The organism is Gilvirhabdus luticola, from assembly GCF_040117515.1.
GTDB lineage: Bacteria > Bacteroidota > Bacteroidia > Flavobacteriales > Flavobacteriaceae > Gilvirhabdus > Gilvirhabdus luticola.
The window spans coordinates 103,266-127,010 of sequence record NZ_JBEEEN010000006.1 but is presented as its reverse complement, the minus strand read 5'-3'; the positions used below and the strand labels follow the sequence as shown (position 1 = coordinate 127,010).

Annotated in this window: 24 protein-coding genes and 1 tRNA gene; 12 read left to right on the top strand and 13 right to left on the bottom strand. The window is 32.2% G+C overall.

Translation table 11 applies throughout. The features are described 5' to 3' along the window. The first annotated feature begins 61 nt into the window (after positions 1 to 61). Both AAFP94_RS11090 and AAFP94_RS11085 read left to right on the top strand, forming a co-directional pair. Entirely contained in the window at positions 62 to 1,036 is a 975-nt protein-coding gene (locus tag AAFP94_RS11090; protein ID WP_316662799.1) for a polyprenyl synthetase family protein, read from the top strand. Further along, the gene (locus AAFP94_RS11085; protein ID WP_316662798.1) at positions 1,036 to 1,386 is read left to right on the top strand and encodes a hypothetical protein; all 351 of its coding nucleotides are present in this window, start codon (positions 1,036 to 1,038) and stop codon (positions 1,384 to 1,386) included. Before AAFP94_RS11090 ends, AAFP94_RS11085 begins: the two co-directional genes overlap by 1 nt. Here the strand turns inward: AAFP94_RS11085 and AAFP94_RS11080 are convergent. Next, a complete protein-coding gene (locus tag AAFP94_RS11080) occupies positions 1,383 to 1,922 on the bottom strand; it encodes an alpha-ketoglutarate decarboxylase (RefSeq protein ID WP_316662797.1) in 540 nt (179 codons plus the stop codon). The two genes, AAFP94_RS11085 and AAFP94_RS11080, sit on opposite strands and share 4 nt — an antisense overlap. A gap of 115 nt (positions 1,923 to 2,037) precedes the next feature. Between AAFP94_RS11080 and AAFP94_RS11075 the strand changes: the two genes are divergently transcribed. Next, on the top strand, positions 2,038 to 4,773 hold the full coding sequence (locus AAFP94_RS11075) for a 2-oxoglutarate dehydrogenase E1 component (RefSeq protein ID WP_316662796.1): 2,736 nt from the start codon (positions 2,038 to 2,040) through the stop codon (positions 4,771 to 4,773). Positions 4,774 to 4,798: 25 nt separating this feature from the next. Further along, positions 4,799 to 6,007: a 2-oxoglutarate dehydrogenase complex dihydrolipoyllysine-residue succinyltransferase gene (odhB, locus tag AAFP94_RS11070; RefSeq protein WP_316662795.1), complete on the top strand. Its 1,209-nt coding sequence runs from the start codon at positions 4,799 to 4,801 to the stop codon at positions 6,005 to 6,007. A gap of 359 nt (positions 6,008 to 6,366) precedes the next feature. Here the strand turns inward: odhB and AAFP94_RS11065 are convergent, their stop codons facing one another. Beyond that, positions 6,367 to 6,807, bottom strand: coding sequence for a retropepsin-like aspartic protease family protein (locus AAFP94_RS11065; protein WP_316662794.1), 441 nt, complete (start codon positions 6,805 to 6,807; stop codon positions 6,367 to 6,369). 51 nt (positions 6,808 to 6,858) lie between these two features. Between AAFP94_RS11065 and AAFP94_RS11060 the strand changes: the two genes are divergently transcribed. From AAFP94_RS11060 to AAFP94_RS11025, 8 genes are all read left to right on the top strand, one after another. Continuing rightward, on the top strand, positions 6,859 to 7,626 hold the full coding sequence (locus AAFP94_RS11060) for a TatD family hydrolase (protein WP_316662793.1): 768 nt from the start codon (positions 6,859 to 6,861) through the stop codon (positions 7,624 to 7,626). A gap of 2 nt (positions 7,627 to 7,628) precedes the next feature. After that, positions 7,629 to 8,660, top strand: coding sequence for an asparaginase (locus AAFP94_RS11055; protein ID WP_316662792.1), 1,032 nt, complete (start codon positions 7,629 to 7,631; stop codon positions 8,658 to 8,660). Between the two features lie 82 nt (positions 8,661 to 8,742). Further along, positions 8,743 to 8,830: transfer RNA gene (locus tag AAFP94_RS11050), tRNA-Ser, on the top strand. Between the two features lie 93 nt (positions 8,831 to 8,923). Continuing rightward, positions 8,924 to 9,691 (top strand): MotA/TolQ/ExbB proton channel family protein, encoded by a 768-nt coding sequence (locus AAFP94_RS11045; RefSeq protein ID WP_316662791.1) that lies wholly within the window; start codon positions 8,924 to 8,926, stop codon positions 9,689 to 9,691. Positions 9,692 to 9,715: 24 nt separating this feature from the next. Continuing rightward, a complete protein-coding gene (locus AAFP94_RS11040) occupies positions 9,716 to 10,159 on the top strand; it encodes a hypothetical protein (protein ID WP_316662790.1) in 444 nt (147 codons plus the stop codon). A 7-nt stretch (positions 10,160 to 10,166) separates the two neighbouring features. Continuing rightward, entirely contained in the window at positions 10,167 to 10,802 is a 636-nt protein-coding gene (locus AAFP94_RS11035; protein WP_316662789.1) for an ExbD/TolR family protein, read from the top strand. 14 nt (positions 10,803 to 10,816) lie between these two features. Next, a complete protein-coding gene (locus tag AAFP94_RS11030; RefSeq protein ID WP_316662788.1) occupies positions 10,817 to 11,302 on the top strand; it encodes an ExbD/TolR family protein in 486 nt (161 codons plus the stop codon). 105 nt (positions 11,303 to 11,407) lie between these two features. Beyond that, a complete protein-coding gene (locus tag AAFP94_RS11025) occupies positions 11,408 to 12,106 on the top strand; it encodes a porin family protein (protein ID WP_316662787.1) in 699 nt (232 codons plus the stop codon). On the opposite strand, the gene AAFP94_RS11020 is transcribed toward AAFP94_RS11025, so the two are convergent. From AAFP94_RS11020 to rplM, 11 genes are all read right to left on the bottom strand, one after another. Continuing rightward, on the bottom strand, positions 12,101 to 12,706 hold the full coding sequence (locus AAFP94_RS11020) for a hypothetical protein (RefSeq protein ID WP_316662786.1): 606 nt from the start codon (positions 12,704 to 12,706) through the stop codon (positions 12,101 to 12,103). The genes AAFP94_RS11025 and AAFP94_RS11020 overlap by 6 nt on opposite strands. Further along, positions 12,706 to 14,166, bottom strand: a complete 1,461-nt coding sequence (gene rpoN / locus AAFP94_RS11015; RefSeq protein ID WP_316662785.1) for an RNA polymerase factor sigma-54 — start codon at positions 14,164 to 14,166, stop codon at positions 12,706 to 12,708. The genes AAFP94_RS11020 and rpoN overlap by 1 nt, the downstream gene beginning before the upstream one ends. A gap of 52 nt (positions 14,167 to 14,218) precedes the next feature. Then, entirely contained in the window at positions 14,219 to 15,652 is a 1,434-nt protein-coding gene (asnS, locus tag AAFP94_RS11010) for an asparagine--tRNA ligase (protein ID WP_316662784.1), read from the bottom strand. A 110-nt stretch (positions 15,653 to 15,762) separates the two neighbouring features. After that, positions 15,763 to 18,150 carry an efflux RND transporter permease subunit gene (locus AAFP94_RS11005; RefSeq protein ID WP_316662783.1) on the bottom strand — a complete coding sequence of 796 codons (2,388 nt, stop codon included), beginning with the start codon at positions 18,148 to 18,150 and terminating at the stop codon, positions 15,763 to 15,765. Between the two features lie 59 nt (positions 18,151 to 18,209). Continuing rightward, positions 18,210 to 19,466 (bottom strand): hypothetical protein, encoded by a 1,257-nt coding sequence (locus tag AAFP94_RS11000; protein WP_316662782.1) that lies wholly within the window; start codon positions 19,464 to 19,466, stop codon positions 18,210 to 18,212. Positions 19,467 to 19,563: 97 nt separating this feature from the next. Continuing rightward, positions 19,564 to 20,121: a ribosome recycling factor gene (frr, locus tag AAFP94_RS10995; protein ID WP_316662781.1), complete on the bottom strand. Its 558-nt coding sequence runs from the start codon at positions 20,119 to 20,121 to the stop codon at positions 19,564 to 19,566. 31 nt (positions 20,122 to 20,152) lie between these two features. Further along, positions 20,153 to 20,860: a UMP kinase gene (gene pyrH, locus AAFP94_RS10990; protein ID WP_316662780.1), complete on the bottom strand. Its 708-nt coding sequence runs from the start codon at positions 20,858 to 20,860 to the stop codon at positions 20,153 to 20,155. 128 nt (positions 20,861 to 20,988) lie between these two features. Beyond that, entirely contained in the window at positions 20,989 to 21,810 is an 822-nt protein-coding gene (tsf, locus tag AAFP94_RS10985; RefSeq protein ID WP_316662779.1) for a translation elongation factor Ts, read from the bottom strand. An 85-nt stretch (positions 21,811 to 21,895) separates the two neighbouring features. Continuing rightward, a complete protein-coding gene (rpsB, locus tag AAFP94_RS10980; RefSeq protein ID WP_316662778.1) occupies positions 21,896 to 22,678 on the bottom strand; it encodes a 30S ribosomal protein S2 in 783 nt (260 codons plus the stop codon). Between the two features lie 190 nt (positions 22,679 to 22,868). Then, positions 22,869 to 23,255 (bottom strand): 30S ribosomal protein S9, encoded by a 387-nt coding sequence (rpsI, locus tag AAFP94_RS10975; protein WP_316662777.1) that lies wholly within the window; start codon positions 23,253 to 23,255, stop codon positions 22,869 to 22,871. Next, positions 23,256 to 23,711, bottom strand: a complete 456-nt coding sequence (gene rplM, locus AAFP94_RS10970; protein WP_316662776.1) for a 50S ribosomal protein L13 — start codon at positions 23,709 to 23,711, stop codon at positions 23,256 to 23,258. Positions 23,712 to 23,745: the final 34 nt, after the last annotated feature.

Sequence of the window (23,745 nt, the reverse complement as noted above, 5' to 3'; positions counted from 1 at the left end):
AGTTTTAACAATATCTTAATATTGGCTTGATAATATGATGACAAATAGCGACTTTTGTTTCATGCAGACAGTCGAATTTTACCAAAAGCAATTTTTGGCCTATTTAGAAGATTTTACAAACTTTCAAGAACCAAAAAATTTATACGAACCAATCTCCTACATTTTAAATTTGGGAGGAAAGCGGTTAAGACCTGTTCTAACTTTAATGTCTACAGAAATATTTGGCACAAATTATAATAAGGCTTTAGATGCTGCTTTGAGTATTGAAGTATTCCATAATTTTTCATTAATTCATGATGACATTATGGATGATGCTCCTTTACGTAGAGGTAAAGAAACAGTTCACGAAAAATGGGATATCAATAGAGGGATTTTGTCTGGAGATGCTATGTTGATTCTTGCTTATAAATTGTTTGAAAATTATGATTCGAACACATTTCAGTCGCTAGTAAAGCTTTTTAGTGAAACCGCATTACAAGTTTGCGAAGGCCAGCAGTATGATATTGATTTTGAAATAAGAGATGATGTAACTATTCTAGAATACATTAAAATGATAGAATATAAAACCGCTGTTTTGGTTGGAGCTGCATTAAAAATGGGAGCAATTGTTGCAAATGCTTCACAGGAGGATCAGGGAAACATTTATCTATTTGGAAAAAATTTGGGTATTGCCTTTCAGTTGCAAGATGATTACCTAGATGTTTTTGGAGACCCAAAGACTTTTGGGAAACAAGTTGGAGGAGACATTATAGAAAACAAAAAAACATATTTGTATTTAAAGACTTTGGAGTTGTCTTCGGATGAGAATAAGACTCAATTAAAATATTTATATGAACTAAATCCAGAAGATAAGCAGGACAAAATAGATACTGTAAAAAGTTTAATTGTTTTAAGCAAGTCTGATGAAGAGACTAAAAAAGAGATTGAAAATTATACTGAAAAAGCATTTTCAATTTTAAATTCTATCAATATTCCTGAAGAAAAAAAGAATAAACTAAAAGATTTTGGTAGACAGCTAATGACCAGAACTATCTAATGAAACTTACTGAAAATTTTGATGCCATAATTACAGAATCCAATGAATTAGGATTATATACAAAATTGATATACCAACTCAATAAAGACCTTGCTTTAGCTAATATCGAATTGTCTTTTAGAGAAGATGTTCTACCAACAAGTTTAAAACTTATACTACAAGAAAAAATTTATCAGCTCATTCAGGAAAAATTTACTGATTATCTTAATTTACTTTACATCATTGATGTTTCAGAAGAAAAAATAAAACGGTTAACAAGCCATGATACTTTAGAAATATCAGAACAAGTAACTTTTTTAGTTTTGAAAAGAGAATGGCAAAAAGTATGGTTTAAAAATCAATACTCTTAAAAATAAACTCGCACAAAAGGAATCCAAGGATCGGCATAAATACTTTTATCTCTATCGTATAAGACATCATATCTAATACCTACAGTTACAGGTCCGCTATTAAAACCAGCACCCAAAAATAAAGCAGGATACCAGTAGTTTTCATCTTTAAATCCAGTTCTGTCATCCCAGTTTCTGCTTACATTTAACTCTTCAAATTCTGCCGATAACTGAACTTCTCGTATGGGATTAAATATGCTAATAATACTTCCACCTATAATGGTAGATCTATAAAAATCTTCACGAGTGTTGTAAGTACCACTTAATCCTACACCTAAAGCAACTTGAGGATTGAACTGATAAATTGCACTTGGGGCCAAAGTACCACTAAAAAAACCATTACCAAAGCTTAATCCAACGCCTCCACCAAAACGTACATGGTTCCAAAAATCCGACGGGCCATTATTATTATTTTGACATATTAGAGATGTTGAAAACAAGTAAAATATGAATAAGACAACATGAAGTTTTATTCTTTTTTTTAATGTGTTTTTCATAGCTTTTCTTTTAGATGAAATATTTCATTCATAAAAATAATAAAAGAATATCTAATTTTACTAAATGTTGTACTTTTGTATAAATTTGCCTGATTGATTCAGTTTTAAAAAATTTATGGATAAATTTTCCTTTTTAAACGCCGCACATACAGCTTATTTCGCTGATTTATACGACCAATATTTAGAAAATCCAGATTTAATCGAACCAAGTTGGAGAGCCTTTTTTCAAGGTTATGATTTTGGTAGTGAAAATTATGGATTGAATGGAGAAATAATTGAAGGGGTTTCTACACAATTTCCAGAGTATGTTCAAAAAGAATTTCAAGTTCTAAATCTTATAGATGGATACAGAACCAGAGGGCACCTGTTCACCAAAACAAACCCTGTTAGGGAACGAAGAAAATATACACCAAGACTTGAGTTAGAATATTTTGGACTATCAGATCATGATTTGGATACTCCTTTCAGTGCTGGTGAAATTCTTGGTATCGGAGTTCAAACACTTAGAGACATTATTAAGCATCTTGAAGCTATATACTGTAGTTCAATAGGTGTAGAGTATATGTACCTTAGAAACCCTGAAGTTATTAAATGGTGGCAAGAACGGTTAAATAAAAATGATAATCAAGCAGATTTTTCCGCTGATACTAAAAAATATATTCTTTCAAAATTAAATCAAGCCGTTACTTTCGAGAACTTTTTACAAACAAAATATGTTGGACAAAAAAGGTTTTCATTGGAAGGCGGTGAATCTTTAATTCCAGCTATAAGTAATGTGTTATTTTATTCTGTAGAAAAATATGGAGTAAAAGAATGTGTGTTAGGAATGGCACACAGAGGGCGATTAAGTACTCTTGTTAATATTTTCAGAAAACCAATGCATGAACTTTTTAGTGAGTTTGAAGGAAAAGACTTTGAGGATGAAAATATTGATGGCGATGTAAAATACCATTTGGGCCTTACGTTAGAAAAAACCTATCAAAATGGGAAGTCTATTAGAATGAATTTAGTACCTAATCCATCACATTTAGAAACAGTTGCTTCTGTTGCTGAAGGTATTACAAGAGCAAAAATCGACACTGATTATGCTGGCGATAATTCTAAGATTATCCCAATTATTGTTCATGGAGATGCGGCTATTGCAGGTCAAGGTATAGCTTATGAAGTTGCACAAATGAGCCTTTTAAATGGTTATAAAACGGGAGGGACTATTCATATTGTAGTAAACAATCAAATCGGCTTTACTACCAATTATCTTGATGCAAGATCTAGTACTTATTGTACAGATGTTGCTAAAGTTACTTTGTCTCCGGTCTTGCATATTAATTCAGATGATGCAGAAGCTGTTGTACATGCTGTCGAAATGGCTTTAGAATACAGAATGCGTTATAAAAAAGATGTTTATATAGATTTGTTAGGATATAGAAAATATGGACATAACGAAGGAGATGAACCTCGTTTCACCCAACCTAAACTTTACAGTGCAATTTCAAAACACCCTAACCCTTTTAAGCTATACTCAAATAAGTTAATCGAAGAAGGAACTATCGATCATACATATTCAAAGAAAATTTCAGAAGAATTCAAAGCAATGCTTGAAAAAGAGTATAATAAGTCTAAAGAATTAAAGGCATCAAAAGTTCGTGAGTTTATGCAAGAACGTTGGACAAACTTTCCAAGGCAAGGTATTGATTCAATGTTAAAATCAGTAGATAGTTCTTATTCATTAGATAAATTAAAAAACATTGCAAAAACTGTTTCTACAGTTCCAGATGGAGTTAAGTTTTTAAGAAAAGCTGAACGAATTTTAGCAGATAGAAATAGAATGGTTTTTGAAACGGATCAGCTAGATTGGGGAATGGCAGAAACTCTTGCTTATGGGAGTTTGCTTGAAGAAGGATTTAATGTGCGGATATCTGGTCAGGATGTAGAAAGAGGAACATTTAGTCATAGACATGCTATTTTAAGAGACGAAATCTCGGAAGAACGCATTAATTTATTAAACACCAACCCTTATAGTAAAGGGCACATGGATATTTATAATTCCTTATTGTCAGAATACGGTGTTCTAGGATTTGACTATGGATACGCCATGGCAAACCCAAATGCACTGACCATTTGGGAAGCTCAATTTGGAGATTTTAGTAATGGCGCACAAATTATTTTTGATCAATACTTGTCTGCTGCTGAAGATAAGTGGAAAACTCAAAATGGTATAGTCGTTTTGTTGCCTCATGGTTATGAGGGTCAAGGTTCAGAACATTCTTCGGCTAGAATAGAAAGATATATGCAACTGTGTGGAGAAGATAATATGATTGTGGCAAATTGTACTACTCCAGCCAATTTTTTCCATTTGTTGAGACGTCAAATGAAACGCAATTTCAGAAAACCTCTTATAGTGTTTACACCTAAAAGTTTATTACGTCATCCATTAGCAGTTTCCTCAATACAAGAGCTTGCAAATGGTCAATTTCAAGAAGTGATAGACGATACAATAGTTGCCGAAAAGGTGACCAAAATGATATTTTGTTCAGGAAAATTCTATTATGATTTGTTTGCAGAACGAGAAAGATTGGAAAGAAAGGATATCGCATTTATAAGAATTGAGCAACTATTCCCATTACACAAAGAGAAAATTCAAAAAATAATAGACCGATATCCAAATATCAACCAATATATTTGGGCACAAGAAGAACCAAAAAACATGGGAGCATGGGGTTTCATGTCAGAACGTTTGGATTTGGTTAAATTAGAACCAGCTACTAGACCTTATAGCTCGGTTCCTGCTCCAGGATCGAGTGCAAGAGACAAAAAGAGACAACAGGCGGTGCTAGATGAAATATTTCGATAAATAATAAAAATTAAAGTTATATATAATGATTTTAGAAATGAAAGTCCCATCTCCAGGGGAATCAATCACAGAAGTAGAAATTGCAACATGGATGGTTGAAGATGGAGATTATGTTGAAAAAGATCAACCAATAGCTGAAGTCGACAGTGATAAGGCTACTTTAGAATTACCTGCTGAAGCAAGTGGTATTATAACTTTAAAAGCAGAAGAAGGCGATGCGGTAGCAGTAGGAGAAGTTGTTTGTTTAATTGATACAAGTGCAGATAAGCCGGAAGGATCTTCTTCTAAAACAGAAAAGAAAACAGAAACTCCAAAAGTTGAGACAACAAAGGAACCTTCTACCAATACCACATATGCAACTGGTACTGCTAGTCCTGCTGCAAAAAAGATTTTAGCAGAAAAATCAATAGATGTTGATCAAGTCTCTGGAACTGGAAAAGATGGACGCATTACAAAAGAAGATGCAGTAAAGGCTGTTCCTTCAATGGGAACAGATATTCCAGGAGGTACCAGAAAAGAAACGCGTACCAAATTATCAATGCTCCGTCGTAAAGTTGCAGAACGGTTAGTATCGGCAAAAAATGAAACAGCAATGCTAACAACCTTCAATGAGGTTGACATGTCTCCAATTTTTGCTATTAGAAAAGAATATAAAGAAACCTTTAAGGAAAAACACGATGTAAGCCTTGGCTTTATGTCGTTTTTTACTCTAGCTGTAGTAAGAGCACTTAAAGAATATCCTGCAGTAAATTCGATGATAGATGGAAAAGAAATGATAAGCTATGAGTATTGTGATATAAGTATAGCGGTTTCAGGGCCAAAAGGATTAATGGTTCCAGTAATTAGGCATGCCGAGAATTTATCTTTTAGAGGAGTAGAATCTGAAGTTAAAAGATTAGCCATTCGAGCCCGAGACGGCCAAATAACAGTTGATGAAATGACAGGTGGTACGTTTACTATTTCTAATGGAGGTGTTTTTGGCAGTATGTTGTCTACGCCTATTATCAATCCTCCGCAATCAGGGATTCTAGGAATGCATAATATAGTAGAAAGACCAGTTGCTGTAAATGGAAAAATAGAAATTAGACCAATAATGTATGTAGCATTATCCTACGACCATAGAATTATAGATGGTAAAGAAAGTGTAGGATTTTTGGTCGCGGTAAAAGAAGCTATAGAAAACCCAGTTGAACTCCTGATGAATAATGATATTAAAAAATCTTTAGAATTATAATATAAAGTCGTCAGTAAAATCAATGTAAAAGCTCTGTATTTTTAAGTACAGAGCTTTTTAATTCTCTCCTAAAGAACTTAATTAATAACATCTTATACTAACTATATAATCAATTTAAAATATGCAGAAATAGGCATTCTTATAAAAAAAGAAAGCTCCAAATTTTTTACAATTTAAGAGCTTTCAATAATTCTCCCTAAGAACTAATTAATAGCATTGTAAATGTAAGAAAAGTAGCGCTTAAATAAAACTCTTATTTTAAGTTTTTTTAAGATGGTAACAATTATTTAACGTTAGAAGAATATCCTATCGATCTTATAAATTATATAGTGTTGAAAATAAGAAATTTACAGTTCATTCTAATTTTTTAAATACAAATATTTTTTTTCATAATCAATTACAGCACTTCCTTTTTTTAGAATATCTGCACCAATAATGCCATCAACAGGTGTCGAATTATGATTAATTAAAGCTGTATTTACATGGGTTAAATTAAATAGGATAAGAGCAACTTTTTCTTTTTTCCACTTCCCAATTTTCAAACTGTTTGTTTTTGCAATTTGAGTTAACATATCTGTAGCACCAGCACCAGCAGCTTTAATATCTGAATCTTTAGCATCAAGCTTAAAAGTTTCCACCGAATCCAAACCTACACAAGAACTAGAAGCTCCAGTATCTAAAATAAATACACCTCTAACGCCATTGATTGTTGCTCTAATCTCAAAATGATTTGTTTTCGTAAGATGAAGTTTGATCTTGGTGTAACCTTTTTCTAAAAGAAATTCCTGTAAAGTTTGCATGGCTTTTATTTAATGCAAATATAATCATGTAAAAAGAATTATTTTAGCATTATGATAATTACAGACACACATACGCATCTATACAGTGAAGCATTTGACAATGATAGAGAAGAAATGATTCGCCGAGCAATAGATTTGAATGTAACTAGGTTTTTTATTCCTGCCATAGACTCAACATATACAAAGGCGATGTTTGAATTGGAAGCTAATTTTCCGGAGCATGTGTTTTTAATGATGGGATTGCACCCAACATCTGTTAAAAGTAATTACATGGAAGAATTAAGACATGTAGAAGAATTGTTAGCAAAAAGAAAGTTCTATGCGATTGGAGAAATAGGGATAGACTTATATTGGGATAAATCGACTTTAGAAATTCAAAAAACAGCATTTCGCCATCAAATCCAATTAGCAAAACAATACAAATTACCTATAGTTATTCATTGTCGCGAATCTTTTAATGAAATATTTGAAGTTTTAGAAACTGAAAAATCTGAAGAATTGTACGGAATATTTCATTGTTTCACTGGGAATTTGGAACAAGCTCAACGTGCAATCTCATATAACATGAAATTAGGAATTGGTGGTGTAGTAACGTTTAAAAATGGTGGCATTGATAAGTTTGTAAACCAAATAGATATAAAACACATAGTTTTAGAAACAGATTCACCATACTTGGCACCAAAACCATTTCGTGGAAAACGAAATGAAAGTGCATACATTATAAAGGTATTAGAAAGATTATCTGAATTGTATGATATGCCTAAAGAAAATATTGCAGAAATTACTACTCAAAATTCTAAAGAAATTTTCAATGTTTAAATATGGAAAATAATCATCCAAATATTCTTTTAATTTACACAGGAGGCACAATAGGAATGATAAAAGATTCTAATACTGGCGTATTAAAATCTTTTGATTTCAATAACCTACTTAAATATATTCCAGAACTTAATTTGTTAAGTTGTAATATCTCTACAATTTCATTTGACGAACCTATAGATTCATCAAACATGAACCCAAAATATTGGGTTCAGATTATAGATATTATAGAGAAAAATTACGACATCTTTGATGGTTTTGTTGTATTGCATGGCAGTGACACAATGAGTTATACGGCTTCTGCATTAAGCTTTATGCTTGAGAATTTGGCAAAACCTGTAATTCTTACGGGTTCTCAATTACCAATAGGCGATTTAAGGACGGATGCCAAAGAAAATTTGATAACATCTATACAAATGGCTTCATTACAAAAGCACAATAAACCAGTTATTCAGGAAGTAGGTCTGTATTTTGAATATAAATTGTATAGAGGAAACAGAACTACTAAAATTAACGCAGAACATTTTCAAGCTTTCGAATCATTAAATTATCCTGTCCTAGCTCAATCAGGTGTTCATCTTAAAGTTAATCACGAATTTTTATTCAAACCAAACAAAAGAAAAAGTCTGATTACTCATAAAAATTTTGACACCAATATTGCTTTAATAAAATTATTTCCAGGACTATCTAAATCTATTTTAGAGTGTATGACAAATAATCCAAGTCTTAAAGGAGTCATTTTAGAAACCTATGGTTCAGGCAACGCTACAACAGAACAATGGTTTGTTGATATTTTGAAACAATTAATCAAAAAAGGAATACAAATCATTAACGTGACACAGTGTTCTGGAGGAAGTGTAAGCCAAGGGCAATATGAAACTAGTCAGCAGCTAAAATCTATTGGTGTTGTATCTGGCAGGGATATTACTACAGAAGCAGCTATAACAAAATTAATGTATATGCTAGGCGAAGGGATTTCATCTAAAACATTCAAAACCATATTCGAATCGTCATTAAGAGGTGAAATGACTTAAAATTAACTTTTAAAATTTTAACATTTAAACTTTTTTTTGTTATTTGAGAGCTGTAATAGATATACTAAAAGATATATATTACAGAGAGGTGGCCGAGTGGTCGAAGGCGCACGCCTGGAAAGTGTGTATACGCCAAAAGCGTATCGAGGGTTCGAATCCCTTCCTCTCTGCTGTTATTTTTATTTGAGAATTGTATTTTTTTTATATCTTTAACACATTAACTAATAAAAACACATTAACTAATAAAATTAAGATCAAGAACTATGAAAAGATTATTTTCTATTCTAGCCATTGCTTGCATTATGGCATTCGGAACTGTAAATGCAACTACAAACACAACTACAGCTACTGTTGTTAGCGCAATACAAGAGGATGCCGCAGATGTAGCAGCAGAAGAATCTGCTGGATTTCACCAAGAACTTAAGAAACGTTTTATTGAAGGTGGACCTGGATTTATGGGAATTGTATTATTATGTTTAATTCTAGGTTTAGCAATTGCTATAGAAAGAATTATCTTTTTAAACCTTTCTACTACAAATACAAAAAAATTAACTCAAGATGTTGAAGACGCATTAAAATCAGGTGGTGTAGAAGCAGCAAAAGAAGTTTGTAGAAACACAAAGGGACCTGTTGCATCTATTTTCTATCAAGGTTTAGACAGAACAGATGAAGGTCTTGAAGCCGCCGAAAAAGCAGTTGTTGCTTATGGTGGTGTTCAAATGGGACAGTTAGAAAAAAATGTATCATGGATTTCATTATTTATTGCATTAGCTCCAATGTTAGGTTTCATGGGTACGGTAATAGGTATGATTCAGGCTTTTGATAAAATTGAAGCAGCTGGAGATATGCAGCCATCTCTTGTAGCAGGTGGTATTAAAGTAGCACTTTTAACTACTGTATTCGGTTTGATTGTGGCTATTATACTTCAAATTTTCTATAACTATATCGTTGCAAAAATTGACAGTATTGTAAACGATATGGAAGATGCATCTATTACTTTAATGGATCTTTTGATTAGAAATAAGAAGTAATAACCCAGTTTAATTAATTAAATTATGAATTCACAAAAATTATCAACCATAATAGTAGGAATTGTAGGAGTTATTTCTATTTTCTTTCTTATTAGGATTATTGGAGTTGGAGACGAGGCCATAAAAGCTGGCGAGTCTGGAGGAACAGTAGATACATTCATGTATATAGCATATTTAATTCTGGCTGTTACGTTGCTCTTTGTCTTGTTTTTTACCCTCAAGAATGTTTTATCAAATGGAGCTACTTTAAAAAGTACTCTTACGAGTCTAGGAGCATTTCTTTTGTTAGCACTTATTTGTTATTTCGTTTTTGCAAACGGTGTTGAAACGCCATTAAGAGATGGAGAAGTTTTATCAGCTGGTGGTTCTAAAATGGTAGGAACAGGGTTATATATGTTCTACTTTTTGGTGCTTATTGCTGTAGGAGCAATGCTATTATCTGGAGTTAAGAAAATGATAAAAAAATAATTAAATTATGGCAAAAAGATCAGCACCAGAAGTTAATGCAGGGTCAATGGCAGATATTGCCTTCTTGTTACTCATATTTTTCTTGGTGACTACGACTATTGAAACAGATTCTGGTTTGAATAGAAAGTTGCCTCCAATGGAAGATCAAGTTGATCCACCAATTATAAAAGAGAAAAACATTTTTCAATTACAAGTGAATAGAAATAATCAATTGTTTTTGAAGACAGGTGGCGAAGAAAAAGTTATTGAGATTAAAAACTTGCGTCAGGCAGCTGTAGATTTTCTAGATAATGGTGGAGGTCAAGGAGAAGATGCATGTAAGCGCTGTCAAGGGAAAAGGAATCCACGCTCATCTGATAATTTTGATAAGGCCATCATTTCTTTGCAAAATGATAGACAAACCAAGTATAATGTATATATAGCGGTTCAAAACGAAATTATTGCAGCTTATAATCAATTGAGAAACAGAGAATTTGAGAGAGAATATCCTCAATTATCTATGAATTTTGTAGAAGCTGAAAAGAAATATAACGACCCTAGAACATCAGCTGGAGAGAAAGATAAATTAAAAGAAAAACTTGAGAAGATAAAACTTCTTATTCCTCAAAAGTTTTCTGAAGCAGAACCAAAAAAGTCTAATTAGATAAAATAAAAAGAATGGGTAAATTTAATAAGAAGAAAAGTGGTGATCTTCCAGCAATATCAACAGCATCGTTACCAGATATTGTTTTTATGTTATTATTCTTTTTTATGGTGGCAACTGTAATGAGGCAAAATACTTTGAATATTGAGAATAGATTGCCAGCAGCTGACCAAATTGAAAAGCTGGACAAGAAAGATTTGGTAATGTATATATATGCAGGTAAGCCAAGTAGTCGCTTTCAATCACAATTTGGTACTGAAGCTAGAATTCAACTCAATGATAAGTTTGCAGAAGTAAGTGATATAGCTGCATTTATCAATGCTGAAAGAGCTGCAAAACGTGAAGAGTTAATCCCTTTTTTAACTACTGCTCTTAAAGTAGATAGTGAAGCCAATATGGGATTAGTTTCAGATATCAAACAAGAATTACGCAAAGTAAATGCATTAAAAATTAATTATACCACTAGACAAGGTGATGCATTAGCAGATTTAAACAGATAATTTATTTCTTAATTTTATTAATATTAAAGCGTTTTGAGAAATCAAAACGCTTTTTGTTTTTAATTACATGCAATTTATTCATTATTGTTTAGTTATTTTGCATAGATGAGGAACTTACTATATACCATAATTTTTATTATTACTTGTCAACCTATTGTTTCTCAAGTTGAAACTGAAGAGATAGTTGTAGATTCTTTATACAAAGAAGACCAATTTTATGTTGGAATAACATATAATTTACTCGGTAATAAACCAGAAGGCATTAATCAAAGTGGTTTTTCTAGTGGATTTCATATTGGCACCATAAAAGATATGCCAATCAATAAAAAAAGAAATGTAGCAATAGGAATTGGTATAGGTTATTCAGGAAGTTCTTATAATCAAAACATGTTGATTAATAAAAATGAGACAGGTCATTTTACTTATACAAATTTAAGAGATATAGATGCAGAGTACACAAAGAATAAATTCGCTACTCATATGGTAGAGTTCCCCATAGAATTTAGATGGCGAACATCAACACCTTCTGAATATAAATTTTGGCGTATTTATACAGGTTTCAAACTAGGTTATGTATTTGCTAATACAAGTAAATTTAAAGGTGATTTAGAGACACTTACTTTTAAAAACAACAAAGACTTCAACGATTTTCAATACGGTTTAACATGTAGTTTAGGATATAATACTTGGAATCTATTTTTTTATTATGCTCTAAATCCAATTTTCTCTTCCGATGCTAAAATAGATGATGTTTCTATTGATATGAGCGCCATAAAAATCGGATTGATGTTCTATATTTTATAACCAATAATTAATAACTATTAATTGAGGTAGAAATCCAATAAAAAAGCCAATCGCCAATTCTTTATAGTTATGTGCATTAAGATAAAGCCTTGACGTAGCAATAAGACCTATAATTATTGACAGCAATGCCAGAGTACCATTTATATTTATATTATAATGAATACTTAACGCAACAAAAAACATAAAAATACCAGAAATTCCGGCCATGTGCAGGCTTACTTTGAACTTAAAAAAAGCTAAAAATAAACATGATAAATTAGTAATTAAAACCCCAATAAAAAAATAGTATAATTCCAGAATATCATTTTGAGGAAATATCTTTCTTAAAACCAGAAATATAATTACCGAAAAAAGAACTAGTGGCATAATGCGCTCTTGAGTTGTTTTTAAATGTATGGAATGGATTGTTTTAAGAGATTTCAATAAAAAAAAGAGCAGAATAGGAAGAATTAAAGTAAGAATAAATACCGAAATAATTTTAGCTTGAATAATCTCTGTTGGAATATATCTTGGAGATTTGGCGTAATAGAAACTAACAGCAATTATCGGCATGAATAAAGGATGAAATACATACGATATGCTTTTTAAAAAGAATTTCATCAAATCTTTTTACGTAATCTAGCTACTGGAATATCCAATTGTTCTCTATATTTTGCAACGGTTCTTCTGGCAATAGGATAACCTTTATCTTTTAAGATTGATGCCAACGTCTCGTCTGTCAGAGGTTTCTTTTTATTTTCTTCTTCAATTACGGTTTCCAAAATTTTCTTAATTTCTCTGGTTGAGACTTCTTCACCTTGATCATTGGTCATAGATTCAGAAAAGAATTCTTTGATAAGTTTGGTGCCATAAGGGGTATCTACATATTTACTATTAGCAACTCTAGAAACCGTTGAAACATCCATATTGATTTCGTCTGCAATGTCTTTTAGAATCATTGGTTTCAATTTACGCTCATCGCCTGATAAAAAATAATCTTTTTGATAGTGCATAATAGCACTCATAGTTACAAAAAGAGTTTGCTGGCGTTGTTTTATGGCATCTATAAACCATTTGGCTGCATCTAATTTTTGTTTAATAAATAATACAGCTTCCTTTTGTGATTTAGATTTATCTTTTGAGTCCTTATAGGTCTTAAGCATATTATTGTACTCTCTGGACACATGAAGTTCTGGTGCGTTTCTTCCGTTTAAAGTCAATTCTAATTCACCATCAACTATTTTTATTGCAAAATCTGGAATAATATGTTCAACAATTCTATTATTACCTGAATAAGAACCACCAGGTTTCGGGTTTAAATGTTCTATTTGATTTATTGCACCTTTTAATTGCTCTTCATTTACATTAAACTTCTGCATTAATTTTTTATAATGCTTTTTGGTAAACTGATCAAATGCATTCTCAATAATATCTATAGCAAGCTCTGCATTAGGACTGCTTGATTTTCTATGAAGCTGAATTTTTAAACATTCCTGCAAGTTTCTCGCACCAACTCCTGCTGGATCCAGATCATGAACAATATGAAGTATTTCCTTAATTTTCTCTTCAGTAGTATAAACATTTTGAGTGAAAGCAAGGTCGTCCATGATATCTGAAATTGAACGACGTATATAACCACTTTCATCAACACTACCTACTAAAAACTCTGCTATATCACGTTCTTCATCATTTAATCTGAACGTGTTCAATTGATTTATTAAGTGTTGAGTAAATGAAGTGCCTGATGCATAAGGCATGCTTTTTTCTTCATCATCAGAACTGTAATTATTGGCTTGAGTTCTGTAATCAGGTATTTCATCATCACTCAAATATTCATCAACATTGATGTCTTCAGAATTAATAGTTTCACTGTCACTATAATCCTCATTTGAATTGTCAAGATCATCATCAAATTCATCTACGGTTTCTTCTTTACCACCTTCCAAAGCAGGATTTTCTTCAAGTTCCTGCTTAAGACGTTGTTCAAAAGCAATGATAGGCAACTGTATCAATTTCATTAATTGAATTTGTTGCGGTGAAAGCTTTTGTGATAACTTAAACTGTAAATGTTGTTTTAACATTAATAATAATTTATTATACTAAAGATAATGAATAGATAACAAGTTTAATACTTTAAAATTCTGCATTTTGTGGAGTTCTCGGATAAGGTATTACATCTCTAATATTATTCATTCCTGTTACAAACATCACCAAACGCTCAAAACCTAAACCAAAACCAGAATGTACTGCAGTACCATATTTACGTAAGTCTAAATACCACCATAACTCTTCTTCATCTATATTTAAAGCAGCCATTTTTTCTTTCAATACATCAAGTCGCTCTTCACGTTGAGAACCTCCAACAATTTCTCCAATAGCAGGAAACAAAATATCCATGGCTCTAACGGTTTTTCCGTCTTCATTTAAACGCATATAAAAGGCTTTAATTGTGGCAGGATAATCAAATAAAATAACAGGACATTTAAAATGTTTTTCTACCAAAAATCGTTCATGTTCACTTTGTAAATCTGCTCCCCAATCTTGAATAATATACTGGAACTTTTTCTTCTTATTCGGTTTGCTATTTCGTAAAATGTCTATGGCTTCGGTGTAGCTGACACGTTTAAAATTATTGTCAACCACAAAGTTTAATTTTTCAATCAAACTCATGTCGCTTCGCTGATCCTGTGGTTTTGTTTTTTCTTCATCCATTAGCCTTTTTTCGAGAAACTCAAGATCTTCAAGATTATTATCCAAAACATATTGAATAATAGATTTCATAAAATCTTCAGCTAAGTCCATATTGCCAACCAAATCCATAAAAGCGACTTCAGGTTCAATCATCCAAAATTCTGCCAAATGTCTTGATGTATTTGAGTTTTCGGCTCTAAATGTTGGCCCAAAAGTATATACTTTACCCAATGACATAGCATAGGTTTCGGCTTCTAGTTGTCCTGAAACCGTAAGATTAGTTTCTTTTCCAAAAAAATCTTCAGAATAATCTACATGTCCGTCTTCGGTTAATGGTGGGTTTTTGGTATCCAATGCGCTTACGCGAAACATTTCTCCTGCACCTTCGGCATCGCTTCCTGTAATGATAGGAGCATGCATATAATAAAAGCCATTGTCATTAAAATATTTGTGAATGGCAAAAGATAAGGCAGAACGCAAGCGCATTACGGCACTGAAAGTATTGGTTCTGGTTCTTAAATGAGCATTTTCTCTTAAAAATTCCAATGAATGTTTTTTAGGTTGTATAGGAAAGGTTTCAGGGTCAGAGTCACCTAAAATTTCTATAGAGTCAACCTGTATTTCAACGTTTTGCCCTTTGCCTTGACTCTCTACTAGTTCACCCTTCACCTTAATAGCAGCACCAGTTGTAATACGCTTTAAAATTGAATCTTCTGTATTTTCAAAATCTATAACACATTGAATATTATTAATAGTAGAACCGTCATTTAGAGCTATAAAACGATTAGCTCTAAAAGTTCTTACCCAACCACTAATTTCAATTTCATTTAGAGTTTTATCCTGTGATAATAATTTCGCTACTGTAATAGACTTCATTTTTTAAAATTTAAAGTGCAAAGATAAAAAAAGCCACTAGCTTTCAAGAGAGAAAACGTAAATATAAAAGCAAATTTTGCTCTAACAAAATACCAGATTAAAGATAAATTTTATTCTGCTTCATCTTCTTCAGGAATAATATTTATAGCAGGTTCTTTAAGTACTTCTTTATTAGCAATACTTCTCTCTAGAGACAGTAATAATGAAGGAAGTAATAATAAGTTAGATAGCATTGCGAACAAAAGTGTAGCTGAAACCAATGCGCCAAGTGCTACAGTACCTCCAAAACTTGAAATGGTAAATACTGAAAACCCAAAGAACAAAACTATTGATGTATAGAACATACTAACGCCTGTTTCACGCAAGGCTCCATAAACAGATTTTTTAATTTTCCAATGGTTTGCTTGTAGTTCTTGACGATATTTAGCTAAAAAATGTATGGTATCATCAACCGAAATACCAAAAGCTATACTAAATACAAGTATTGTTGATGGTTTTATAGGAACACCCAAATATCCCATTAATCCTGCTGTAACGAGTAATGGCAATAAATTTGGTATTAAAGAAATAATGATCATTCTAAAAGATCTGAACATATATGCCATAAATAATGATATAAGAAAAATAGCAAGAGATAAAGAAATAGCTAAATTTTTAACCAAATATTTAGTCCCTTTTTGAAAAACCAATGCTTTCCCAGTCATAGATATATTATAACGTTCAGTTGGAAAAACTTTATTTATTTTATTTTGCAATTGCTCTTCAATACGTTCCATTTTATCAGTCTCAACATCTTTCATGAATGTTGTAATACGCGCATATTGACCAGTGCTATCAACAAAATTCTTTAGTAAATCAACATTTGAAGAAGAGTTTTTTGCATAAGAAAGTATAAAGCTATTCTCTTGAGAAGTAGGTAATTGGTAATGCTTTGGATTGCCATTGTAATACGCTTGTTTAGAATATTTAACCAAGCTAACAACCGAAATAGGCTTTGATAATTCTGGCGTTTCAATAATGAGATCCTCAAGTTCATTCATACGTTTTAAGGTGGCTAGTTTCATAACACCTTTTTTATGTTTGGTATCAACCATGATTTCCAATGGCATAATACCGTTGAATTCTTTTTCAAAAAACCGAATGTCTTTAAAAAATTCCGTTTTTTTAGGCATATCCTCAATCAAGCTTCCTGAAATCCTTATTTGATAAATACCGATGATACTTACAACAAGAAGAATTAATGATGTTGAGTAAATAGCAATTCTTTTTTGTCGCACCATCTTTTCCATCCAATTTACAAATCCCTCAATCCATCTTTTATTTAAATGCTCTAAATGTCTGTCTTTTGGGAATGGTAGAAAAGTGTATATAATTGGAATAATTAGTAAACACAAAATAAAGATGGCCAAAATACTCAAAGATGCTACTGTACCAAATTCTTTCAAGAGTTTACTTTCAGTAAGAATAAATGTTGCAAAACCTGAAGCTGTTGTAACATTGGTCATTAAAGTGGCATTGCCAATTTTTGTAATAACACGTTGTAAAGATTTTACCTTATTACCATGCAGTTTTACCTCATGCTGGTATTTGTTTATTAAGAATATACAATTAGGAATACCAATAACGATAATCAATGGTGGAATGAGAGCTGTAAGAACAGTAATTTCATAATTCAATAATCCTAAAATACCAAAGGTCCACATCACACCAATACAAACAACAACTAGGGAAATGATAGTAGCCCTTATAGATCTAAAGAAAAAGAAAAATATTAACGACGTAACCAATAGCGCTGCGACAATAAACAAACCTATTTCGTCAATGATATTTTGGGAGTTCAGAGTTCGTATATATGGCATACCAGACACATGCACGTCTAAATTTTGTTCTACTTCAAAGGCATCAATCTTTTTCTTTAAAACATTGATTATAAAATCTTTTCTTGCAGATGTATTTACAATATTTTTATTCAAATAAATTGCAGAACGAACCGTTTTGGTGTTTTTATTAAATAAGAAATTATCATAAAAAGGATATTTTTCAAACAATTCCTCTTGAAGTGATTCAATTTGTGAAATTGATGAAACAGAATCTTTAATAAATGGTTCTAGGTTAAACTTTTCGTTGACATTGTCCTTTACTAATTTTTGCAAATCCTTTATTGAAACTACCGTTTCTACTTCATCGTAGTTTTTAAATTCATCAGCGAGTTTATTCCAGGCGTTAAGTTTATTGATTGTAAAAAGAGTAGAATCTTTCACGCCAATTACAATAAGATTACCTTCTTCCCCAAAAATTTCTAAAAACTCATTATAGGTAATGTTCACTTCATGATCGTCTGGCAATAAATTAGCTTCTGTGTAAGTAAAGCGCATGTTTTCCCACTGCGAGCTAAAAAAAATTGTAGCAAGAGTTATTGCGATAAGGATAGCGATTTTGTTGCGAAGAATGACTCTGGCTACAACGTCCCAAAACTGATTTGTAAAAAGCTTAAACATACCTTTTTATAAGAGAGCGCAAAGGTAGAAAAAACCTAGATAGAACAGATAAAATTTACCTATAATGTAATGTTAAAGGTAAACTTAAGAGCAACATTATCACCGAATTCAGGTAGATGATAAGCTCCATAACGGTAAGCAAGACTTAATCCAAATCCGAATAATAATTTATTGATTTCTAATCCAGATTCAGTAAACCCTTTCTCCAATGTTCCAAATGTAGCATTTTGATGTCTATCAATATGATCCATATTTCCCAGAGCATATCTCGTAATGAGTACCAGTTGTGGATTAAAATATTCTGAAATACGGAATGGTTTAAAAAAATACTTGTATTGTAAGGTTATAAATCTATCTGAGAAAAACTCATTAAAAAACATAGTCTCAAAACTTGTTATTCCAGCAACCGAAAATCTTTGTAAAATAGTTTCTTTATTAATATTGTTAGGATATACGTGATACAAATGCGTAAGTGGAGTATGTCCTTTAGCTATACCAGATGTAAATGTAAGTTCAGAAATGGCCGTATTTCTATGTTTAAGTTGATGAATGGTTTTAAAATCTAATTTTGTAAATTTAAAATCACCACTAAAAAGATTCTTAACACTTTGAGTAAATTGTAAAGTTACTATGGGGTAGCTAATTCTTTTTATTTCTTTATTAGTTTTTATTCCTGGAAACCACTGTAAGCTACTAGTTATAGTAGTCAAGCTGAAATCATGATATGCATTATCATCTACTACAAATTCATAATTATAAGTTGGGCGTATTTCACTTGATCCAATTTGAGTTTTATTTAAAAGGTTTGATAGTATATTATGTTCAATAGATAGTGCACTGGTATAGTGTCTATGAAAAAGATCTATATTTAACAGTCGAGGTTCAAAAAATTGAAAATTCCTGCCATCTGTTAAAAAAGTAGTGCTTCCAGTTTCTTGTAAATCGTTGGTAAATGAAGCATTTAACCAAGTATTGGTTTTCTCTGCTAATCTAAATCCAGAACCTATCCTGTATTTGTAAGTATGGTCTCTAAAACCATAAGCTATATAAGCATTAATTCTGAATTTCTCCGAAAATTTCTTACTCGTTACGCCACCAAACCCAGCTCTAATACCTTCATATTGGTTGTACTTAATAAGTGATCTTAAATCTATATTAAAATACTTAACAGGAAAATACCCTTGTCCTAGATAATTGTAAAATTCTTTTTTCCGTAAAGAATCACTTTCTTTTTCACTAAATTCTGTAACTGGAGTTTGAGCTCTACTTGAAAAGGCAAAGAATAATAAAATTAAAATAATGCCTAGTTTTCGCATGCAAAGATCTGTAATGAAAGATACTTTTATATCGTAAATGCCTCTTTAAATATAAGAAACGAATGCTTTTAAGAATTGTTATACAACAAAATAAGGATTAAACAGTCATGATCTCTTTTTCTTTGACACTAAAGATTTCGTCTATTTTCTCAATATGTTTATCAGTCATTTCTTGAACATCAATTTCGGCATTGGTTTTCAAATCTTCAGAAACATGATCTAATTTCTTAATTTCATTATTGGCGTCCTTTCTTGCGTTTCTCACACCAATTTTTGCATCTTCACTTTCAGATTTAGCCTGTTTGGCCAAATTAATACGACGCTCTTCAGTTAATGGTGGAACATTTATGATGATGGTTTCTCCATTATTCATTGGGTTAAATCCAAGATTAGCGACTTGGATAGCCTTTTCAATTTCTTGAAGCATCCCTTTTTCCCATGGTTGTACCGTTATTGTCCTACCATCTGGAGTATTAACATTTGCTACTTGTTGTAGAGGAGTAAGAGCACCATAATATTCAACCATAACACTTCCTAGCATTGAAGGTCTTGCTTTACCGGCTCTTATATTTACAAGTTGTTTCTCTAAATGCTTAATGGCATTATCCATAGCTTCTTGAGCCGTGTCTAATATAAATTGTATTTCTTCATCCATGATTTTATAGTTTCAAAAATTAAACCAAAAATTACAAATTAACTTGAGTACCAACATTTTCGCCAGAAAGTACTTTGTATAAGTTACCTTTTTTGTTCATATCAAAAACAATAATAGGCAACTCATTTTCTTGACTTAAGGTAAAAGCGGTAGTATCCATAACCTTGAGTCCTTTTCTTAAGACGTCATCAAAGCTAATATTATCAAACTTTACTGCGGTATTATCTTTTTCAGGATCTGTATTGTAAATACCATCTACTCTGGTTCCTTTCAAAATAACATTGGCCTCAACTTCTATAGCTCGTAAGACAGCGGCAGAATCAGTAGTAAAATAAGGATTTCCAGTTCCTCCTCCAAAAATAACCACACGACCTTTTTCTAAATGCCTCATTGCTCTTCTTCTTATAAATGGTTCGGCCACTTCATTTATTTTAATTGCAGATTGAAGTCTCGTAGGAACGCCTTCATTTTCTAAAGCACTTTGCAACGCCAAACCATTGATTACAGTGGCCAACATGCCCATATGATCTCCTTGTACGCGATCCATACCATTACTTGCTCCAGCAACACCTCTAAAAATATTACCGCCACCAATAACAATGGCAACCTCAACACCTTCTTTAGTTATTTCTTTTATTTCTTGAGCATATTCTCTGAGTCTATCGGGGTCAATGCCATACTGACGATCTCCCATAAGAGCTTCACCAGATAGTTTTAATAATATTCTTTTATATTTCATTTTAGTATTTGAAGTTTAGCAAAACTACATAATTTTTTTGTTATTGATTTGAGAAAATGACGTCAGTTTATGGTATAAAAAAAGCTTCGATGATAGTCGAAGCTTTTCAAATTAAATTATTAAAAGTATTATCCTAAAGCAACACGCTTAAAACCAGTTACAGTCACATCGCCGTAGGTTTTAACATATTGAGCAACACTTTGTTTTGAGTCTTTAATAAAATCTTGGTTTACTAAAGTATTATCTTTAAAGAATCTTTTAAGTTTACCTTTTGCAATATTATCAAGCATAGCTTCAGGCTTACCTTCGGCACGTAATTGATCTTTAGCAATCTCTATTTCTTTTTCAATGACGGCAGCATCTACACCATCTTCATTAAGAGCGATTGGATTCATTGCTGCTGCTTGCATGGCAACATCTTTGGCAGCAACTTCAATACCATCAACAATATCTGATAATCCTACAAGGGTAGCTATTTTGTTACCAGCATGAATATAAGAACCAACAAAAGGCGCTTCAAGTTTTTCAAAAGCATTAATATCTAATCTTTCACCAATAACACCAGTTTGTTCAATTAATTTTTCGGCAACAGACATACCATCAAAATCTGCAGTTAAAAATTCTTCTTTAGATGAATAATTTAAAGCTAGCTCTGCTAGTTGATTTGCCAAATTCACAAAGTTTTCATTTTTACCAACAAAATCTGTTTCACATCCTAAAACAATAGAAACCCCAACAGTATTATTGTCATTTACTTTAGCAATTGCGGCACCTTCTGTTGATGCTCTATCTGCTCTGTTTGCTGCAACTTTCTGCCCTTTTTTACGAAGGATTTCAATGGCCTTGTCAAAGTCTCCTTCGGCTTCTACTAATGCTTTTTTACAGTCCATCATACCTGCACCAGTAGCTTTTCTTAAATTGTTAACCTCTGCGGCTGTTATTTTTGTCATGATTTTTTTAATTTAAAAAGCCATTCAATTGATTTCAGTTTAGAAAAGAATTAAACGACTTGTTATTTTGAAATTAATGTTTTATTTATTCTTCTTCTTCTGATGAAACAGCAGCTACTACAGCTTCTTTTTTAGCTTTAGCTTTAGGTGCATCATTTTCAGCTTTTGAAGCTTCTTTTTCAGCTTTACGTTCCGATAACCCTTCAGTAATAGCATTTGTTACATGCGTTAAAATCTTATCAATAGATTTTGAAGCATCATCATTTGCTGGAATTACATAATCTACCTGACGTGGGTCAGAGTTAGTATCAACCATTGCAAAGATTGGAATGTTTAATTTCTGTGCTTCTTTTATTGCAATATGTTCACGTTTAATATCAACTACAAACAAAGCTCCAGGCAAACGAGTCATATCAGAAATAGACCCAAGGTTTTTTTCTAATTTTGCTCTTAAACGGTCTACTTGTAAACGTTCTTTTTTAGAAAGAGTCATAAACGTGCCGTCTTTCTTCATTCTATCAATTGAAGCCATTTTTTTAACAGCTTTTCTAATAGTTACAAAGTTTGTAAGCATTCCACCAGGCCATCTTTCTGTAATGTAAGGCATGTTTATTGCTCCAGCTTTTTCGGCTACAATGTCTTTTGCTTGTTTTTTTGTAGCAACAAATAAAATTTTGCGGCCAGAATTAGCAATTTTACTCAATGCTTTTCCTGCCTCTTCAATTTTTGCTGCTGTTTTGTAAAGGTTGATAATATGGATACCGTTTCGCTCCATGTAAACGTAAGGAGCCATGTTTGGATCCCACTTACGTGTTAGGTGACCAAAGTGTACACCTGCTTCTAATAATTCTTTTACTTCTACTGCCATTTTGTAATAGTTTACGTTCTGTTGAATTAGCAATGATTAAGTGGTCATTTATTAAAATCGCCTTAATCATTTAGATGCTAAACTAAATCCTGACCTTTTGAGTCATGGACAACAATAACTGGTTATAAATTTTTTAAAATAACTTGATTGTAAAACTGAATAAACAGATCCCGAAATCAAGTCTGGGATTTTAACGTTTAGAGAACTGGAATTTTTTACGAGCTTTCTTCTGACCGAATTTTTTACGTTCTACCATTCTCGGATCTCTAGTTAACAAACCTTCAGGCTTTAATATTAATCTGTTTTCAGCATCTACTTCACACATAGCGCGAGATAATGCCAAACGGATAGCTTCAGCTTGACCTGTTATGCCTCCTCCAAACACATTTATTGTAATATCAAAGTTGCCATCATTGTTAGTCATGGTTAAAGGTTGGTTTACTTTGTACTGCAATGTTGCAGTAGGAAAATAAACCGCCATGTCTTTTTTGTTCACCGTGATGTTACCTTTTCCTTTGGCAACGTACACACGAGCAACAGCCGTCTTTCTACGGCCAATTTTGTGAATTACTTCCATTTAATTAAAATCGTTTAAGTTAATTGTTTTTGGTTTTTGAGCTTCATGAGTGTGCTCTGAACCTACAACAACATTTAAATTGCGGAATAAATCTGCACCTAGTTTGTTTTTAGGCAGCATTCCTTTTACTGATTTTTCGACGATTCTTGCTGGGTCTTTTCCAAACAATTCGGTTGCCGATAAACTTCTTTGACCACCTGGATACCCTGTGTGACGAATGTATGTTTTATCGTTCCACTTGTTTCCTGTTAAGTTGATTTTTTCTGCATTGATAACAATTACGTTATCACCGCAATCAACATGTGGTGTGAAGTTGGGCTTGTGTTTGCCTCTTAAAAGTTTTGCAACTTTAGAAGCTAAACGACCTAATGTTTGACCTTCAGCATCTACCAAAACCCACTCTTTATTTACAGTAGCTTTGTTTGCCGAAATCGTTTTGTAGCTTAATGTGTCCACACTTGTTATTTTTTCGAATTAAACTTTCCTCTCC

Bases quoted from the DNA above. Each gene is read 5' to 3' on its own strand.
- pyrH (WP_316662780.1), bottom strand. From the start codon at position 20,860: ATGAAATATAAAAGAATATTATTAAAACTATCTGGTGAAGCTCTTATG.
- AAFP94_RS11085 (WP_316662798.1), top strand. From the start codon at position 1,036: ATGAAACTTACTGAAAATTTTGATGCCATAATTACAGAATCCAATGAA.
- AAFP94_RS11030 (WP_316662788.1), top strand. From the start codon at position 10,817: ATGGGTAAATTTAATAAGAAGAAAAGTGGTGATCTTCCAGCAATATCA.
- AAFP94_RS11005 (WP_316662783.1), bottom strand. From the start codon at position 18,150: ATGTTTAAGCTTTTTACAAATCAGTTTTGGGACGTTGTAGCCAGAGTC.
- AAFP94_RS11090 (WP_316662799.1), top strand. From the start codon at position 62: ATGCAGACAGTCGAATTTTACCAAAAGCAATTTTTGGCCTATTTAGAA.
- asnS (WP_316662784.1), bottom strand. From the start codon at position 15,652: ATGAAGTCTATTACAGTAGCGAAATTATTATCACAGGATAAAACTCTA.
- tsf (WP_316662779.1), bottom strand. From the start codon at position 21,810: ATGACAAAAATAACAGCCGCAGAGGTTAACAATTTAAGAAAAGCTACT.
- AAFP94_RS11035 (WP_316662789.1), top strand. From the start codon at position 10,167: ATGGCAAAAAGATCAGCACCAGAAGTTAATGCAGGGTCAATGGCAGAT.
- AAFP94_RS11065 (WP_316662794.1), bottom strand. From the start codon at position 6,807: ATGCAAACTTTACAGGAATTTCTTTTAGAAAAAGGTTACACCAAGATC.
- frr (WP_316662781.1), bottom strand. From the start codon at position 20,121: ATGGATGAAGAAATACAATTTATATTAGACACGGCTCAAGAAGCTATG.
- AAFP94_RS11055 (WP_316662792.1), top strand. From the start codon at position 7,629: ATGGAAAATAATCATCCAAATATTCTTTTAATTTACACAGGAGGCACA.
- AAFP94_RS11045 (WP_316662791.1), top strand. From the start codon at position 8,924: ATGAAAAGATTATTTTCTATTCTAGCCATTGCTTGCATTATGGCATTC.
- AAFP94_RS11040 (WP_316662790.1), top strand. From the start codon at position 9,716: ATGAATTCACAAAAATTATCAACCATAATAGTAGGAATTGTAGGAGTT.
- AAFP94_RS11060 (WP_316662793.1), top strand. From the start codon at position 6,859: ATGATAATTACAGACACACATACGCATCTATACAGTGAAGCATTTGAC.
- rpsI (WP_316662777.1), bottom strand. From the start codon at position 23,255: ATGGAAGTAATTCACAAAATTGGCCGTAGAAAGACGGCTGTTGCTCGT.
- AAFP94_RS11000 (WP_316662782.1), bottom strand. From the start codon at position 19,466: ATGCGAAAACTAGGCATTATTTTAATTTTATTATTCTTTGCCTTTTCA.
- AAFP94_RS11080 (WP_316662797.1), bottom strand. From the start codon at position 1,922: ATGAAAAACACATTAAAAAAAAGAATAAAACTTCATGTTGTCTTATTC.
- AAFP94_RS11025 (WP_316662787.1), top strand. From the start codon at position 11,408: ATGAGGAACTTACTATATACCATAATTTTTATTATTACTTGTCAACCT.
- AAFP94_RS11075 (WP_316662796.1), top strand. From the start codon at position 2,038: ATGGATAAATTTTCCTTTTTAAACGCCGCACATACAGCTTATTTCGCT.
- odhB (WP_316662795.1), top strand. From the start codon at position 4,799: ATGATTTTAGAAATGAAAGTCCCATCTCCAGGGGAATCAATCACAGAA.
- rpsB (WP_316662778.1), bottom strand. From the start codon at position 22,678: ATGGCAGTAGAAGTAAAAGAATTATTAGAAGCAGGTGTACACTTTGGT.
- rpoN (WP_316662785.1), bottom strand. From the start codon at position 14,166: ATGTTAAAACAACATTTACAGTTTAAGTTATCACAAAAGCTTTCACCG.
- AAFP94_RS11020 (WP_316662786.1), bottom strand. From the start codon at position 12,706: ATGAAATTCTTTTTAAAAAGCATATCGTATGTATTTCATCCTTTATTC.